13 protein-coding genes and 1 pseudogene are annotated in these 15,303 nt (G+C 63.7%); 6 read left to right on the top strand and 8 right to left on the bottom strand.

Features of this window, described 5'->3' with window-relative positions:
• Positions 1 to 74: 74 nt before the first annotated feature.
• Both AAV94_RS09155 and AAV94_RS09150 read left to right on the top strand, forming a co-directional pair.
• Positions 75 to 728 carry an alpha/beta hydrolase gene (locus tag AAV94_RS09155; protein WP_046742001.1) on the top strand — a complete coding sequence of 218 codons (654 nt, stop codon included), beginning with the start codon at positions 75 to 77 and terminating at the stop codon, positions 726 to 728.
• Positions 729 to 791: 63 nt separating this feature from the next.
• Entirely contained in the window at positions 792 to 1,961 is a 1,170-nt protein-coding gene (locus AAV94_RS09150) for a D-alanyl-D-alanine carboxypeptidase family protein (RefSeq protein WP_046742000.1), read from the top strand.
• Between the two features lie 376 nt (positions 1,962 to 2,337).
• Here the strand turns inward: AAV94_RS09150 and AAV94_RS09145 are convergent.
• The 4 genes and pseudogenes from AAV94_RS09145 to AAV94_RS09130 all read right to left on the bottom strand — a co-directional run.
• Positions 2,338 to 2,742: pseudogene (locus AAV94_RS09145) on the bottom strand (ExbD/TolR family protein); the annotation flags it as partial.
• A 6-nt stretch (positions 2,743 to 2,748) separates the two neighbouring features.
• Positions 2,749 to 3,465: a MotA/TolQ/ExbB proton channel family protein gene (locus tag AAV94_RS09140; protein ID WP_046741999.1), complete on the bottom strand. Its 717-nt coding sequence runs from the start codon at positions 3,463 to 3,465 to the stop codon at positions 2,749 to 2,751.
• 71 nt (positions 3,466 to 3,536) lie between these two features.
• The gene (locus tag AAV94_RS09135; protein ID WP_046741998.1) at positions 3,537 to 4,364 is read right to left on the bottom strand and encodes an energy transducer TonB; all 828 of its coding nucleotides are present in this window, start codon (positions 4,362 to 4,364) and stop codon (positions 3,537 to 3,539) included.
• 134 nt (positions 4,365 to 4,498) lie between these two features.
• Complete coding sequence (locus tag AAV94_RS09130; RefSeq protein WP_046741997.1) at positions 4,499 to 4,765, bottom strand: (2Fe-2S)-binding protein; 267 nt, start codon at positions 4,763 to 4,765, stop codon at positions 4,499 to 4,501.
• A 231-nt stretch (positions 4,766 to 4,996) separates the two neighbouring features.
• Between AAV94_RS09130 and AAV94_RS09125 the strand changes: the two genes are divergently transcribed.
• Positions 4,997 to 6,061, top strand: coding sequence for an aldo/keto reductase (locus AAV94_RS09125; RefSeq protein WP_269430775.1), 1,065 nt, complete (start codon positions 4,997 to 4,999; stop codon positions 6,059 to 6,061).
• Positions 6,062 to 6,096: 35 nt separating this feature from the next.
• Here the strand turns inward: AAV94_RS09125 and garD are convergent, their stop codons facing one another.
• Both garD and AAV94_RS09115 read right to left on the bottom strand, forming a co-directional pair.
• Positions 6,097 to 7,656 (bottom strand): galactarate dehydratase, encoded by a 1,560-nt coding sequence (gene garD / locus AAV94_RS09120; RefSeq protein ID WP_046741996.1) that lies wholly within the window; start codon positions 7,654 to 7,656, stop codon positions 6,097 to 6,099.
• A 71-nt stretch (positions 7,657 to 7,727) separates the two neighbouring features.
• A complete protein-coding gene (locus AAV94_RS09115) occupies positions 7,728 to 9,092 on the bottom strand; it encodes an MFS transporter (protein ID WP_084824843.1) in 1,365 nt (454 codons plus the stop codon).
• A 212-nt stretch (positions 9,093 to 9,304) separates the two neighbouring features.
• Here AAV94_RS09115 and AAV94_RS09110 point away from each other — a divergent pair, with 212 nt between their 5' ends.
• From AAV94_RS09110 to AAV94_RS09100, 3 genes are all read left to right on the top strand, one after another.
• Positions 9,305 to 10,060, top strand: a complete 756-nt coding sequence (locus AAV94_RS09110; protein WP_046741994.1) for a FadR/GntR family transcriptional regulator — start codon at positions 9,305 to 9,307, stop codon at positions 10,058 to 10,060.
• Between the two features lie 210 nt (positions 10,061 to 10,270).
• The gene (gene kdgD, locus AAV94_RS09105) at positions 10,271 to 11,185 is read left to right on the top strand and encodes a 5-dehydro-4-deoxyglucarate dehydratase (protein ID WP_046741993.1); all 915 of its coding nucleotides are present in this window, start codon (positions 10,271 to 10,273) and stop codon (positions 11,183 to 11,185) included.
• Positions 11,186 to 11,275: 90 nt separating this feature from the next.
• A complete protein-coding gene (locus AAV94_RS09100) occupies positions 11,276 to 12,853 on the top strand; it encodes an aldehyde dehydrogenase (NADP(+)) (protein ID WP_046741992.1) in 1,578 nt (525 codons plus the stop codon).
• A gap of 81 nt (positions 12,854 to 12,934) precedes the next feature.
• On the opposite strand, the gene AAV94_RS09095 is transcribed toward AAV94_RS09100, so the two are convergent.
• Both AAV94_RS09095 and fabI read right to left on the bottom strand, forming a co-directional pair.
• The gene (locus AAV94_RS09095; RefSeq protein WP_052754992.1) at positions 12,935 to 14,404 is read right to left on the bottom strand and encodes a multicopper oxidase family protein; all 1,470 of its coding nucleotides are present in this window, start codon (positions 14,402 to 14,404) and stop codon (positions 12,935 to 12,937) included.
• Positions 14,405 to 14,445: 41 nt separating this feature from the next.
• Positions 14,446 to 15,237 carry an enoyl-ACP reductase FabI gene (fabI, locus tag AAV94_RS09090; protein WP_046741991.1) on the bottom strand — a complete coding sequence of 264 codons (792 nt, stop codon included), beginning with the start codon at positions 15,235 to 15,237 and terminating at the stop codon, positions 14,446 to 14,448.
• Positions 15,238 to 15,303: the final 66 nt, after the last annotated feature.

The raw sequence follows: 15,303 nt of genomic DNA, 5'->3' as shown, positions 1-15,303 counted from the left end.
TGGGCAGACGGGCCAGCGCTACACTCGGCGAGCCGCACTTTCGTTGTTTCACCTCAATCGCGCAGGACTGTGTTGTGAATGCCCAGACTGAATCCCTGATGCTGACCGGCAAGGCCGGTGCCATTGAAGCACTCTTTGACCGTGCCCAGCTCGCCGACGGCCAAAGCAGACAAGGCACGGCCATCCTTACCCATCCGCATCCGTTGTTTGCGGGCACGATGAACAACAAGGTCGTGCAGACGTTGGCGCGAGCCATGGTGGCCACGGGCTGGGACGCCTGGCGTTTCAACTTTCGCGGCGTGGGGCAGTCGCAGGGCACGCATGACAATGGCGTGGGCGAGGCGCAGGATCTGCTGGAGGTCGTGCGCCAGGTCGCCCCGCAGGGCCCGTTGGTGATCGGGGGTTTTTCGTTCGGCACTTACGTGATCAGCCAGGTACTGGAGCAACTGCATGCCAGCCGCGACCTGCGTGCCGTGGTGTTCGTGGGTACCGCAGCCAGTCGTTTCCGGGTCCAGCCCATTCCTCAGGCTCTGCATTTGCGCAGCCTGGTGATCCATGGCGAACAGGACGAGACTGTACCTATCGCACCAGTCTTGGACTGGGCAAGGGAACAGTCTCTGCCCTTGCTGGTCATACCCGGCGCCGAGCACTTTTTCCACGGCCGCCAGGTGTTGCTTAAGGAACTGGTGGTGCGGCATATGCGCGCAGTAGCCCAACTGCCTGTCTAGAGTCGGGCAATCGGAGCGGCTGCACATTCAACCCTTTCTTTTCGTTTCTTATCGGGATTGACCATGAAGTTTCTTAGTTCTGGCTGGCGTCGCATGGCCGCTTTCATTGGCGGTTGTGCGATGGCGTTTGCTGCGCATGCACAGTTGCCGCAGCCGCCCGAGATTGCGGCGCGCAACTATCTGCTCATCGACGTGACCTCCAATCAGGTACTTGCGGCCAAGGATGTGGACAGTCCGGTCGAGCAGGCGTCGCTGACCAAGCTCATGACGGCCTATGTCGTCTTCGATGCGCTGCGTGCGCGCAAGATCACGCTGGAGCAGACCTTCCCGGTCAGCGAGCGTGCCTGGAAGATGCCAGGCTCGCGCATGTTCATCGAGCCGCGGATGCAGGTGCCGGTCAATGATCTACTCTACGGCATGATTGTCCAGTCCGGCAACGACGCCTCCGTGGCCCTGGCCGAGGGCGTTGCCGGCTCGGTGGAGAACTTTGTCAAGCTCATGAACGACCAGGCGCGCGCGCTGGGCATGAACAACACGTCGTACAAGAACCCTGAGGGGTTGACCGAGCCAGGGCATCTGACCACCGCGCGTGATCTGGGCATCCTGGCGACCAGCCTGATGCGGGAGTTTCCGCAGTACATGCATTACTACTCCACCAAGCAGTATCGCTACCCCGGCACGCCCGAGGCCAACAGCAATAACCGTAACCTGCTGCTGTTTCGCGATCCGACGGTGGATGGTCTGAAGACGGGGCACACGGAAGCTGCCGGTTACTGTCTCGTGGCGACGGCGCAGCGGGATGTTCCCAACGTCGGCCCAAGGCGCCTGCTGTCGATCGTGCTTGGCGCAGAAAGCGAGAATGCCCGCGCCAACGAAAGCCAGAAGCTGCTCAACTGGGGCTATACGGCCTTTGACGCGGTCAAGCTGTTCGATGCCGGTCAGCCGATGGAAACTCCCGATATCTGGAAGGGCGCCAAGGACACCGTGGCAGTGGGCAGTCATGACGCCGTCTACATTGCACTGCCGACGGGCAGCGCAGGCCAGGTGCGCACCACCATTCAACGTCCTGACCCATTGATGGCGCCGGTGCATCTTGACCAGTCCATCGGGACGCTGCGCGTGCAGGTTGGCGATACGCTGGTGAAGGAAGTCCCTGTGGTGGCGCTGGAAGAGGTGCCGGAGGCAGGATTCTTCGGCCGCATCTGGGATTCCATGCGTCTCTGGATCAAGTAAGCAAGCTCTGGCGCACAGGGCGCGGCGCCGCGGCCACATCCCCCGGGCGCCAGCCGCAAGCCTGCCTCCTGCCTGACTGGGTTTGTCCCGGGGCTCCGATGGTGCGACTGCGCTGTCTGCGCCGCAGCGCCTACGATGCCGTCAAACCGCCTTGACCCGGCTACGTACCCCGCAGGCGATGAGCCGCTGCTCGGGCGGGCCAGTGTGGCATCGAGAGGATTGCCGTCTGCCGCACGCATGAAAAAAACGCGCACAGGAAGAAGATTCCTGTGCGCGTTGTGGTCTTGTGGCGCCAGAATAGCTACTGGGCCGAGGTTGGCTGCGGGGGCGGTTGGTCGGCGGCTGTTGGTGCTGTTACCTCGCCTACGCTGCCATCGGGCGAGGTGACGAAGCCGATCTTCTGCAGGCCCGTTTCGCGGGCGATGGACATCGCCTGCGCGATGCGTTCATAGCGCACGTCCCGGTCGCCGCTGATGTGCAGCGAGGGCGGTTCTTCCTTCTGCGCTTCCTGCGCGAGGCGTTCACGCAGCTCGTCATCAGAGACCGCTCTCGTGTTCAAGTAATACTGCCCATCGCGGTCAATGCTCAGGCTGATGGTTTCCGGCTCGACGTGCTCGGGCTCGGAACTGGCCTGTGGCAGTTCCACATTGACGGCGTGCTTGATGACAGGAACGGTGATGATGAAGATGATCAGCAGCACCAGCATGATGTCGATCAGTGGGACCATGTTGATCTCGCTCATCACGTCGCCGTCGTCCTGCTCCAGATTCGAGAAAGCCATAGTGGATCAACCTTTTTTCAGCGGCAAGACCTTGCCGTTTTCGCTGATGTGGCTCACGCGTGCGCCGGTGACGAAGTAGGCATGCAGGTCATGGGCAAACGCGTTGACGTGCAGCAGCAGTGACTTGTTGCCGCGCACCAGTGCGTTGTAGCCAATCACCGCCGGGATGGCCACGGCCAGGCCGGCCGCCGTCATCACCAGTGCCTCGCCGATGGGGCCTGCCACCGTGTCCATCGTGGCGTTGCCGGAGGCGCCGATGGCCATCAGCGCATGGATGATGCCCCACACGGTGCCGAACAGGCCAACGAATGGGGCGATTGAGCCGACGGTCGCAAGAATCGAAAGCCCAGACTGCAGGCGGGCAGTGAAACCGTCCACCGTGTAGCGCAGATTGCGCGTGATCCAGTCACTGATATCCAGGCTGTCATGCAGGTGCGCCTGCGTGTTACGGTGGTGGGCCGCTGCGTCGCGGCCTTCCAGCGTCAGCAGCAGGAAGGGGTTGTCGGCCTGGTCACCCAGCTTCTTGATGCCGGAGGCAAGATCCTCGCTGTGCCAGAAATCCTTGGAAGGTTTGATCATGCGCTTGTAGCGCATCAGGCTGAGCGCCTTGATGACAATGACGACCCATGTCGCGATCGACATCAGCAAGAGCAAGAGGGCGACGGTGCGGCCGACAGCGTCGGCCTGGTTCCAGGCTGCGAGCAAGCCAATGTTCTGTTCCATGAAAACTCCTAATAACTGACGGAAAGCGGCGGTTTTGTAGCGAAAGAGCAGGCACCATGCGTGGGACGCGATCAGCGGCGCGTAAGGGTAAAGCGCAAGGGCAGCACGACCGTGGCCTCCACCGGCTGGCCGTTGCGCAGCGAAGGCCGAAAACGTGCACGGCGCACGCCTTCCAGCGCAGCGTCGTCAAGTCGACGGAAGCCGCTGCTGCGCTCGAGGGCAACCTGGCGGGGCCTGCCATCGGTCCCGATGGTGACGCGCACATGCACGACGCCCTCCTCACGCATCTGCTGGCTGATGCGCGGATAGCGCACCTGCTGCATGGCCAACGAAGCCTGCTGCGAGGTGGTGGGTACCACGTCCGACGCCGGGCCTGCCGTCGGGGTGCCCGACGGCGCGCGCGTGGCTGCCGCACTGGGGGCGGCAGGCGTTGCCGGTGCGGGCGCCTGTACCGGAGGCGGCAGCGGTGCCAGCGGCGCGGGCACCGGAGGCGGCGGTGCCGGGGGAGGAGGCGGTGGCGGTGGCACGATGGGCGTGCGCTCGGTCGGTGGCTTGGGCTTGACCACCGGCTGGGGCGTTGGCTTGGGTTTCGGAGCAGGGGGCTTCGGCGGCGGAGGAGGTGGTGGTGGCTCGGGTGGTGGTGGCGGAGCCGGCGGTGGCGGCTCGGGCACTGCCGGCGCCTGCACAGGCGGCGCCACTGGCTCAGGAGCGGGCGGCGCCACAATTTGCACCATCACTACTGGCGGCTCGATCTCGACCTGTTCGGGTTCCGCATCGATCATGCGTTGCAGACCCCAGAGGGCGGCAACATGCAAGAGCAACACGCCGCCGACGACGAAAGCGTGGGTGCCGGCGGGCGGAGCTTTCAGGTCCAGTTCTGGCGCAGAAGGGGTGGTCATGACTTGGGCAGCCCCGTACACCGCATCGGCAGTGCAAGGGGCTGCACGGGGACAATTGAGATGTTGCGAGAAGAGAGAGGGCCTATGGTGTCGTCACTTTTGCAAAATCCACCATACGCAGCCCAACACCAGCATCAGACTGCCTGCGAGCGAAGCGATGAGTTCCATGGAATCGGCCTTTCATTGGAGTTAGCAGGCTGACCAGGACAGTTGGCATTCTCGATGGCAGCCATCGGTGCGGCTGCGTGGCATTGCTGCACCAGACTGCGCGCCATGCATTCACAGCGGCCACATTGCAGTGCAACACCCAACTCAAGCTGGATTTCGTCAAAGCCCATACCGGTATGCGCATGCCGTGCTATTTCACGGTCAGAGACACGACGACATACGCACACGATCATGGCTTTGCCTTCTTTGGCTGGCTAGTTGATGACAGGGCGCGATTATAAATAAGAACGTCTCGCATTAGCAATAACTATCTTTGACCCTTTTGGGGATAGGCATTAACCCGCACTGCGCGGGCTGGTCGCAGGCGAGGGATGTCTGCACGAATTGGTGGGGTGAAGATAATGCGCAATGCAGACCTGCTGCAATTACAAGCGGGGAAGATCAGCCATGAAAGGATTGCAAACGTGACGTTCGAAAAACGCCGTCTGGGCGACAGCGCGCTGCATGTCGCGCCCATATGCCTGGGGACCATGACGTTCGGGGAGCAGGTCGACGAGACGCAGGCGCATGCTATTTTGGATAGGGCGCTGGATCTCGGCGTCGATTTCTGGGATACCGCCGAGATGTACGCCGTGCCGGCGCGCAAGGAAACTTTTGGTGCCACCGAGACCATTCTCGGCAACTGGTTTGCCAGGAACCCCGGCAAGCGCGAGAAAGTGGTGCTTGCCTCCAAGGTGGCCGGTCCAAGCCGGGGCATGCCGTGGATCCGCGAAGGCCAGGGAATGACCGCGGCCGACATCGTGGCATCGTGTGAAGGCAGTCTGCGTCGCCTGCAAACCGACGTGATTGACCTCTACCAGATTCACTGGCCCGAGCGTCATGTGCCGGCCTTCGGTGCCATGTACTTCGAGCCGGAGAAGGAGCGCACGCAGACGCCGATTCTCGAGCAGTTGCAGACGCTTGACCGTCTCGTGCGGGAGGGCAAGGTACGCTACATCGGCCTGTCCAATGAAACGCCCTATGGTGTGCATGAGTTCGCGCGCCTGGCCGAGCAGCATGGACTGGCCCGCGTGGTCAGTGTTCAGAATCCGTATTGCCTGACCAATCGCAGCTTTGAGAATGCGCTGGATGAGACCTGCTATCGCCTCAAGGTGGGTCTGCTGGCGTATTCGCCGCTGGCATTTGGTGCCTTGACCGGTAAGTACGATGCGACAGGCATTTTCGAGCCCGCTGCGCCGCGTGGGCGCTTGAGCATGTACGAGGCCACACAGAAGCAGCGCTGGGCCCGGCCTGCGGCGCTGGAGGCCGCGCGGCGCTACAACGCACTGGCGCGCAAGCATGGCCTGACGCCAACGCAGATGGCACTGGCGTTCGTCTATCACAAGTGGCAGGTCACCAGCACCATCATCGGCGTGACATCGCAGGCGCAGCTGGACGAGAACCTGGCTGCCTGGCAGGTGCGGCTCTCGCCGGAACTGTTGCAGGCCATTGATGCCATTCGGCTGGACATGCGCGATCCAGCGGTGTGACGTGCGCCCTGCCGCTTGCGGGAGGGGCTGGGCGGTCAGGTAACCGGCGCCGGATTGAACAGCGCCAGTGAATTGTGGAGCTTGAGCTTTTCCGCGCAGGCCCGCTTGCGACCGCTGGCAATGGCAATGATCAGCTCGAACAGCTCCTCGCCAACTTGCTGGATGCTGGCTTCGCCGGTGGCAATGCGGCCAGCATCCAGGTCCATCAGGTCAAACCAGCGCCGCGCCAGGTTCGTGCGCGTGGCCACCTTGATGACGGGTACTTCCGCAAGGCCATAAGGGGTGCCCCGGCCGGTGGTGAATACATGCATGTTCATCCCGGCCGCCAATTGCAGGGTGCCGCAGATGAAGTCGCTGGCCGGCGTTGCGCCAAAAAGCAGCCCGCGTGTGTGCGCTCGCTCGCCAGGCGGGATGACGCCGGCAATGGTGCGCGTGCCGGACTTGATGATGGAGCCCATGGCCTTCTCGACGATATTGGACAGCCCTCCCTTCTTGTTGCCAGGCGTGGTGTTGGCACTGCGGTCGGCGCTGCCGCGCTGCAGATAGCGGTCGTACCAGTCCAGCTCGGCAATCAGTGCATCGGCGACTTCCGGGGTGGCGCAGCGCGCCGTCAGCTGGGCCACGCCGTCGCGCACCTCGGTGTTCTCGGAGAAGATGACGGTTGCGCCGGCACTGACGAGCAGGTCGGTGGCATAGCCCACCGCCGGGTTGGCGGTGACGCCCGAGAAGGCGTCGCTGCCGCCGCACTGCACGCCGACTACGAGGTCGGAGAGCGGGCAGGGTTCGCGCCGGCGCTTGTCCAGGATGGCCAGGTGCTTTTCCGCAGTGGCCATGATGGAGGCGATCATCGATTCAAAGCCCACATGCGCATCGTCCTGCAGCACCACGACGTCAGGGCTTTGGGACGCGATGGCAATGCTGCCTGCCGGCATAAGGCGCTCGGGCTGGAGTTTTTCGCAGCCCAGGCTCACGACCATGGTGGCGCCGCCGAAGTTGGGGTTGCGCGCAATATTGCGTACGGTGCGGATGGGGATGATGGCGTCGGGCGCGTCGATGGCAACGCCGCAGCCGTAGATGTGCTCCAGGCTGACGACGTCATCGACGTTGGGATAGCGTGGCAGCAATTCGCGCCGGATGCGCGCGACTGCGTGCGCTACCACCCCGGAGACGCATTGCACGGTGGTGGTGATGGCCAGGATGTTGCGCGTGCCCACCGAGCCGTCGGGGTTGCGAAAGCCCTCGAAATAGCGATCGGTGATGGCAGGCATGGGCGGTGCCTGGATCGTGGCCTTGGGCAGATTGTCCAGTGCTGGCGATGCTGGCATCCGGGTGACCCGTTCGTTGATCCAGCTGCCGCGTGGCAGGTCCTGAGCAGCAAAGGCAATAGTCACGCCATAGCGCCGAATGGCATCGCCTTCGCGCAAATCCGCCAAGGCTACCTTGTGGCCCTGGGGAATGGCATCGACCAGCGTGATGCCGTTGGGCAGTAGCGTGCCGGCCGGCAGACCGCCATCGTTGGCGATGATGGCAACGTTGTCTTGCGCATGCATCACAATGCAGCGCGGCATGTCGGGGGTCGGTTGGTTGTGCGTCATCGGGGGAATGTGGAAGTCGTGGTGGGGAGTGCGCTACGGTGGCGCCTCTCGTTGCTTGCTTGAACAGGCGCTCAGGCCTTGATCTCCAGTCGCTCGATCCTGCCGACCAGGAACAGGTACGAGCAGACGGCGATCAGAGCGTTGACGCCGACGAACACCAGTGCGCCATTGAAGGACTGGGTCTGGTTGACGATGTAGCCGATGACGATGGGTGTGACGATCCCGGCGACATTGCCAAACGTATTGAAGATGCTGCCAGCCAGACCAATGGCCTCGCGCGGCGCGGTATCCGAGATCACTGCCCAGCCAAGCGCCCCCAGTCCCTTGCCAAAGAAGGCCAGCGCCATGAAGCCGATGACGAGGGCGTTGGTCTCAACATAGTTGCACACGATCATCGTCGTCGACAGCAGCAGCCCGCAGACGATCGGTAGCTTGCGGCTAAAGGTCAGGGAATGGCCGCGCCGTACCAGCGCGTCCGAGATGACCCCGCCGAGAATGCCGCCCAGAAAGCCGCAGATTGCTGGCAGTGAAGCAACAAAGCCGGCGTTGAGAATGGTCATGCCGCGCTGCTGCACGAGATAGACGGGAAACCACGTCAGAAAGAAATACGTCAGCACGTTGATGCAGTACTGCCCGATATAGATGCCCAGCAGCATGCGGTTGCTGAGCAGTTGCTTGATGATGGACCAGCGTGAAGTATCGCTGTGCGACGCGCGGTCCTCAGCCGGGCCCTCGTCCATGTCCACCATGCCGCCACCGGCACGAATGTGCGTGAGCTCTGCCGCATTGACCATGCGGTGCTTGCGGGGGCTGCGCACGAAGCCCATCCAGACGATCGACAGGAAGATGCCAAGCAGTCCCATCAGCACGTACACATGGTGCCAGCTGTAGGCATGTGTGATCCAGCCCATCAGTGGCAAGAACAAGACCGTGGAGAAATACTGTGCGGAGTTGAAGATGGCCGATGCCGTGCCGCGCTCGGCCTTGGGGAACCAGGCGGCCACGACCTTGGCATTGGCAGGAAAGGCCGGCGCCTCGGCCATGCCAACGGCAAAGCGCATCATGAACAGGACGGTGGCGGTGATGCCGACGGTGGAGAATGCGCCGAGGGTGCTCTGCAGCAGGGTAAAGAGCGACCAGAGGAAAATGCTGGCCGCATAGACGCGGCGGGCCCCAAAACGATCCAGCAGCCAGCCGGCAGGAATCTGCGAGAGCACGTAGGCCCAGCTGAAGGCCGAGAACATGTAGCCGAGCTGGATGGTGGAAAAGCCAAATTCGTCGCGCATCGCCGGGCCGGTGATCGACAGAGTGGCTCTGTCGGCGTAGTTCACCGTGGTGACGATGAAGATCATCGCCAGAATGAGATAACGGACATGGGTCTTGCGAGCGCCGTCTTGGCGAGGTGCTTCCATGGCGGCTGAAGCAGATGATTGCATGATGCGTCTCCAAAAAGGCGGCACAAGGCCGCCCACTGGTAAGTTGTATGTCGTCGTACATTGTCGAAGAATGTTTGACCGCTGGGTTCTAGGGATTACCCTGCCTGTTTGGACGCATTCGCTGTGCACCGCGGCGTTGCATGAATGTCTTATGCGCGGCGTCGGGTGTGCGTGAGAAAGCGGTGCCCGGGTTCTCGGGTACGATCACACGAATGAGTACGACAGACACATCCTTGCGCCGGCGTTCGCGCAGTCTGACCGAGGCGGTGGTGGAGTCGTTGACCCGCCAGATCCGCAGCGGTGCTTATGCCGTTGGCGCGAAGCTGCCGACGGAAGCGGTACTGATGCAGCAGGAAGGCGTCAGCCGCACCGTGATCCGCGAGGCTATTTCACGCCTGCAGGCCGCCGGCCTGGTGGAGACGCGCCATGGCATTGGCACGTTTGTGCGCCAGATGGATAGGATTCCAGGAGCCGAACTGGGTCAATGTGCACCGGCGCGCACGCTGCTTGATGTGGTGGCGGTTCTGGAGCTGCGCATTGCCGTCGAATCCGAAGCAGCGGCGCTGGCGGCGATGCGCCGCAGCGATGCCGACCTGCAGAAAATGGTCGCAGCACTGGATGCGTTTGACAGGGTCATCGAAGCGCCGCAGGGGCAAAGCATCGAGCCTGATCGGGCCTTTCACGCTGCCATTGCCCATGCCACGGGCAATGCATACTTCACCAACATTCTCGGGCAGTTGGGGCAGGCCATCATTCCCCGTACGCGCATCAATCTGTCGCACTTGAACGATGCGGCCCGCGTGGAGTACCTGCGCTATATCAACCGTGAGCACCGCGTGGTGCTGGCAGCGATCGAGCGGCGTGATCCGGAGTCGGCCCGGGCCGCCATGCGCACACACCTGAGCAACAGCCGTGAACGGCTGCGCGCAGCCTACGACCGATTGCCGGACCAGGCCAAATCGGAGTAAGGCTAACTCTCCAGGCAAGCGTGCCTTGAGGGGACTTGGAACTACGCGGGGCCGGTTGGCCGGATGTGACGATGCAAGCGAGCGCGTCAGGGGAAAACCCTTGGTGTCGCGTCACGCGCCATGTTGTATGATGACATATCACTTAAACCGGGCTTCGCGGCACCTCATACGGCGGCGCTGGGCAGGCCTTTCTTTCCTACAGGAGACCTCATGACGACCCCTCAAGAACTCAAAACCATTCTCTCGCACGGCTTGCTGTCGTTTCCCGTGACGGATTTCGATGCGCAGGGCGACTTTGATGCGAAGTCCTATGCCGCTCGTCTGGAATGGCTCGCGCCCTATGGGGCCAGCGCCCTGTTTGCCGCCGGCGGCACGGGTGAGTTCTTCTCCATCGGCGGAGACGAGTACGGCAAGATCATTGCTACCGCCGTAGCCGGCGCTGGCGGCAAGGTGCCGATTCTGGCCGGTGTGGGCGGCCCGACCCGGGTCGCGATCGAGCAGGCCAGGGAGGCTGAGCGTCAGGGCGCGCAAGGCCTGCTGCTGCTGCCGCACTACCTGACCGAGGCCAGCGAGGAGGGGATTGCCAACCACGTGGCGCAGGTGTGCGATGCCGTCAAGATCGGGGTGGTTTTCTATGCCCGGGCCAATTCGCGCCTGTCGGCAGAATGGCTGCTCAAGCTGGCTGATGCGCACCCCAACCTTATCGGCTTCAAGGACGGAATTGGTGCCATCGAGCCGATGGTGCGCATTCGCCAGAAGCTGGGCGATCGCTTTACCTATCTGGGTGGCCTGCCGACGGCGGAAGTGTATGCCGCCGCCTACAGGGCGCTGGGCGTGCCAGTGTATTCGTCGGCGGTGTTCAATTTCATCCCTCGCACTGCCGTGGAGTTCTACAGCGCCATCGCCAGCGATGACCGCGCCACCGTGAGCCGACTGATCGACCAGTTCTTCCTGCCCTATCTGGAAATTCGTAATCGCAAGAAAGGCTATGCCGTGAGCATCATCAAGGCGGGCGCCAAGCTGGTGGGTCATGGCGCCGGTCCGGTTCGCGCCCCGCTGACGGACCTTGATGCGCAAGAGCTGGAGATGCTCAAGGCCCTGATCGAGCCGCTCGGGCCGCAGTGATGCCGCCTCACCGATGAATCCCGGCGTCGCCGCCCTTTCGGGCGAGGCGGCGCCTTCTCGTTCTGATTCCAACGCACGAAAGGAGAGCCCATGCTGGTTCTTGGAGAAATGATCATTGGACAACGCTGTGTCAAGGGTGCCGACGGTGTGCAAAAGGCGTTCAATCCCGCCACCAATGCAGAGATCGAGCCAGCCTTTGGCCAAGGGGGGCAGGCGGAAGTGGAAGCCGCGTGCGCCTTGGCAGGCGCTGCACTGGATGACTATCGCAGCCGTGACCTGCAGGAGCGCGCGGCGTTTCTCGAGTGCATTGCCGATGAAATTCTTGCGCTCGGCGACACACTGCTGGAGCGTGCCCACGCTGAGACGGCGCTGCCGATGGCGCGTCTGACTGGCGAGCGGGGGCGCACGGTAGGGCAGTTGCGCCAGTTCGCGCAGGTGGTGCGCTCGGGCCGCTTCGCCACACCGGTGATCGATCCAGCGCAGCCTGAGCGTCAGCCGCCTCGGTCCGATCTGCGCCTGGCCAAGACCGCCATCGGGCCGGTGGCCGTGTTTGGCGCGAGCAACTTTCCGCTGGCTTTTTCCGTTGCCGGCGGCGACACGGCCTCGGCCCTGGCGGCAGGCTGCCCGGTCATCGTCAAGGGGCACAGTGCGCACCTTGGTACGAGCGAGCTAGTGGGGCGCGCCATTCAGACGGCAGTGCGCAAGTGCGGCATGCCCGAGGGCGTGTTCTCGCTGCTGTTTGGGGCCGGCAGTGCAATTGGCGCGGCATTGGTGGCGCACCCGGTCATCAAGGCCGTAGGCTTTACCGGTTCGCGCAGGGGCGGCATGGCGCTGGTCGCCGCGGCCAATGCCCGTGCCGAGCCGATTCCCGTCTACGCGGAAATGAGCGCCGTCAACCCGGTGTTCCTGTTTCCGCATGCGCTGCAGGCGCGCGCCGAGCAGATCGGTGCAGGCTTTGCCGATTCGCTGACCATGGGGGCCGGCCAGTTCTGTACCAATCCGGGCCTGATCGTGCTACCCAGTGGCAGCGATGGCGAGCGCTTTCTGTCGGCCGCTGCAGCGGCGCTGGCCGAAAAGCCCGCGCAGGTCATGCTCACCCCTGGTATTCACGCTGCCTACGTGCAGGGGGTTGAAGCGCTGGCTGCTGTGCCTGGCGTGACCCGGCTGGCGCAGGGCCAGGCCGAGACAGGGCCCAACATGGCGCGCGCTGCGCTCTATGTGACCACGGCGGACAACTACCTGGCACACGAGGCCTTGCAGGCCGAGGTATTCGGGCCGGCATCCGTGGTGGTAACGGTCGGCAATGCCGAGGAATTTGCCGCATTGGCCGAACGGCTGGAAGGTCAGCTGACGGCCACGCTGCACATCGAGGACGCAGACCACGCTGCCGCCGCCAAGCTGGTGCCAGTGCTGGAGCGCAAGGCTGGCCGCATTCTGGTCAATGGCTTTCCGACCGGGGTGGAGGTCTGCAACGCGATGGTGCATGGCGGGCCCTTCCCGGCCACGTCCAACGCGGCCTTCACGTCGGTGGGCATGTCGGCGATCGACCGGTTCCTGCGGCCGGTGTGCTATCAGGATTTCCCGGATGCCCTGCTGCCAGTGCTTCTGCGCCAGGACAATCCAGCGCACGCCGTGCGCCTCGTCGATGGGCAGGTGCAGCTGCCGTGATTGCGCCTGCGGGGATCCGCACCGCTGCCGCGTCGCGGGGCGGTGCAGGATCCCTGCCCAGATGCCTGCGTGTTCGCGTGCTCAAGCCCAGGGCTGGCAGAGCTGGGCGCTGCCGAACAGACGTTCGTTTTCGATGATGCGCTTGGCCATCTCCACATCCCTGGCAACGACAAAGTTCTGCATCATGCCGCCATCCTCGTGCTCGAGGTTGTGGCAGTGCAGCAGGTAGTTGCCCTCGTAGCGGTCAAAGCGCACCAGCACGTCCACCGCTTCCTGAGGGCGCACCAGCACGGTGTCCTTCCAGCCGCGCTCCCAAGCTTCGATGCGGCGCGGCTCGCCGTTGGCGGCGGTGCCGCCAACGACCTGAAAGTGCGCGCCATGGGTATGTACGGGGTGGGGCATCTCGCCGATGGCCACGAAGCGCCACTTTTCGACCTTGCCGAACGGCACGACGAAATCGGTGCGGTACATGTCGTGTTCCAGCCCGTTGATCAGCGAGTTGTCCTGGAAGACGAATGCGCGGTCCGGCTCCTCGGCCGTGTGCACCAAGCGTTCGATACGCGAGAGCGTGGCTGGCGGCTCCCAGGCCGAGCGGGCGGCCGTCGGCTCGGCGGTGACCTCTATGTCCAGCAGTTTCCAGCCCGCTGCCATGCAATACAGCCCGACGTGTTGGCCAGCGGCTGCGCCGCGCAGATCCAGTAGCAGGTCAACGCGCTCAGCCGGGGCCATTTCGATGGCACGCACGGTCTGCGGCGCTTCGAGCAGGCCCCCATCGTTGCCGATCAGCACCATCGGCAGGTCGCAGCGCAGGTCGAACACGCGGGCATTGGCGCCATTGAGCACGCGTAGCCTGGCCCACCCCTGCGGCAGTTGCGTGCGCGGCCAGGGGATGCCGTTGACCAGTGGAAAATCGCCAATACTGCCCTCGGGTGTGTCGGGATAGACCCATTTGCGGCGCTTGCTGAGCAGGCCGTCGCGCAGCACCAGCAGCAGCTCGTGCGCGCCACTGGGCAAGCCCAGTGCGGCTTCCTCCTCGTCCTCCACGATGAACAGTCCTGCCATGCCCTGCCAGGCTTGCCGGGCGGTCGCGCCATGCGGGTGGGGGTGGTACCAATGCATGGCTGCGCGCTGCTGCACCGGGTAGGCGATACGGGTGTGCCCGCCGGGGGCAATGGGGTAGCGCGGCTGGCCATCCATTTCCGTGGGGGCGATCAGGCCATGCCAGTGCACCACGGTGTCCTCGTCCAGCCGATTCAGCACGGTCTGGCGAAACGGCTGGCCGCGCCGCACGCGCAGGGTCGGTCCAGGCAGCATGCCGTTGTAGCCACACAGCCGTTGCTGCCGGGGCAGGCCTGGCATCGTCACCGTCAGCGGCGCCGCAACCAGCGGCGCGCCAGTTGGCAGATCAGCCGGATGCGCCAGCCATGGGCGCGTCCTGGGTTCAGGAAAGCTCAGCGGCTCGCTGGTGCGGCTCAGCAGCACGCCGGGCAGTGCCGCAGCGGCGCAGGCACCCAGCAGGGTACGGCGGGAGATGGAGCGGCTTGCGGCCATGGCATGGACTCCAGAGTGACAGGGTGCGCAGTGGCTGCCCTTCAGCCTTCGGATGGCGAGGGCATGCCGATCGTATGGCTGAAGCCTCCGTCGACGTAGAGAATTTCCGATGTGATGCCGGAGGCGAGGTCGGAAAACAGAAAGGCGGCAGCGTTGCCGACGTCCTCGATCGTGACATTGCGCCGCAGGGGCGAAGTCGCGGCGAAGTTCGCCAGCAGCTTGCCAAAGTCCTTGATGCCGCTGGCAGCCAGCGTCTTGATCGGCCCGGCGCTGATGCCGTTGACGCGGATGCCCTGTGGGCCCACGGCTTCGGCGAGATAACGCACACTGGCCTCCAGGCTGGCCTTGGCCAGGCCCATGGTGTTGTAGTTCGGCACTGCCCGCACCGCACCCAGGTAGGAGAGTGTGATCAGGCTGGCATGCTCGTTGAGATAAGGCAGTGCGGCCTTGGCCATGGCGGGGAAGCTGTAGGCGCTGATGTCGTGGGCGATGCGGAAGTTTTCGCGCGTGAGCCCATCCAGGAAGTTGCCGGCAATCGCCTCCCGCGGTGCAAAACCGATGCTGTGCACGAAGCCGTCGAACTTGGGCCAATGGGCAGCGAGATCGGCAAAGAGCTTGTCGATCTGGGCGTCGTCGGAGACGTCGCAGTCGAACACCAGTGTGGAGTCGAACTCGGCCGCGAATTCACTGATGCGGTCCTTGAAGCGCTCGCCCACGTAGCTGAAAGCCAGTTGCGCGCCTTGCGCATGGCAGGCCTTGGCGATGCCGTAGGCGATCGAGCGGTTGGACAGCACGCCCGTGATCAGCAGTTTCTTGCCGGTGAGAAAACCCATGGGAGACACTCCTTGTTCTACGTAATCCGATTGTTGACCCAATCGCTGCGCAAGCGGCCCGGGCAA

It is taken from the genome of Lampropedia cohaerens (assembly GCF_001005215.1).
Classification (GTDB): Bacteria; Pseudomonadota; Gammaproteobacteria; order Burkholderiales; family Burkholderiaceae_C; genus Lampropedia; species Lampropedia cohaerens.
This window is presented reverse-complemented; position numbering and strand designations above follow the sequence as displayed.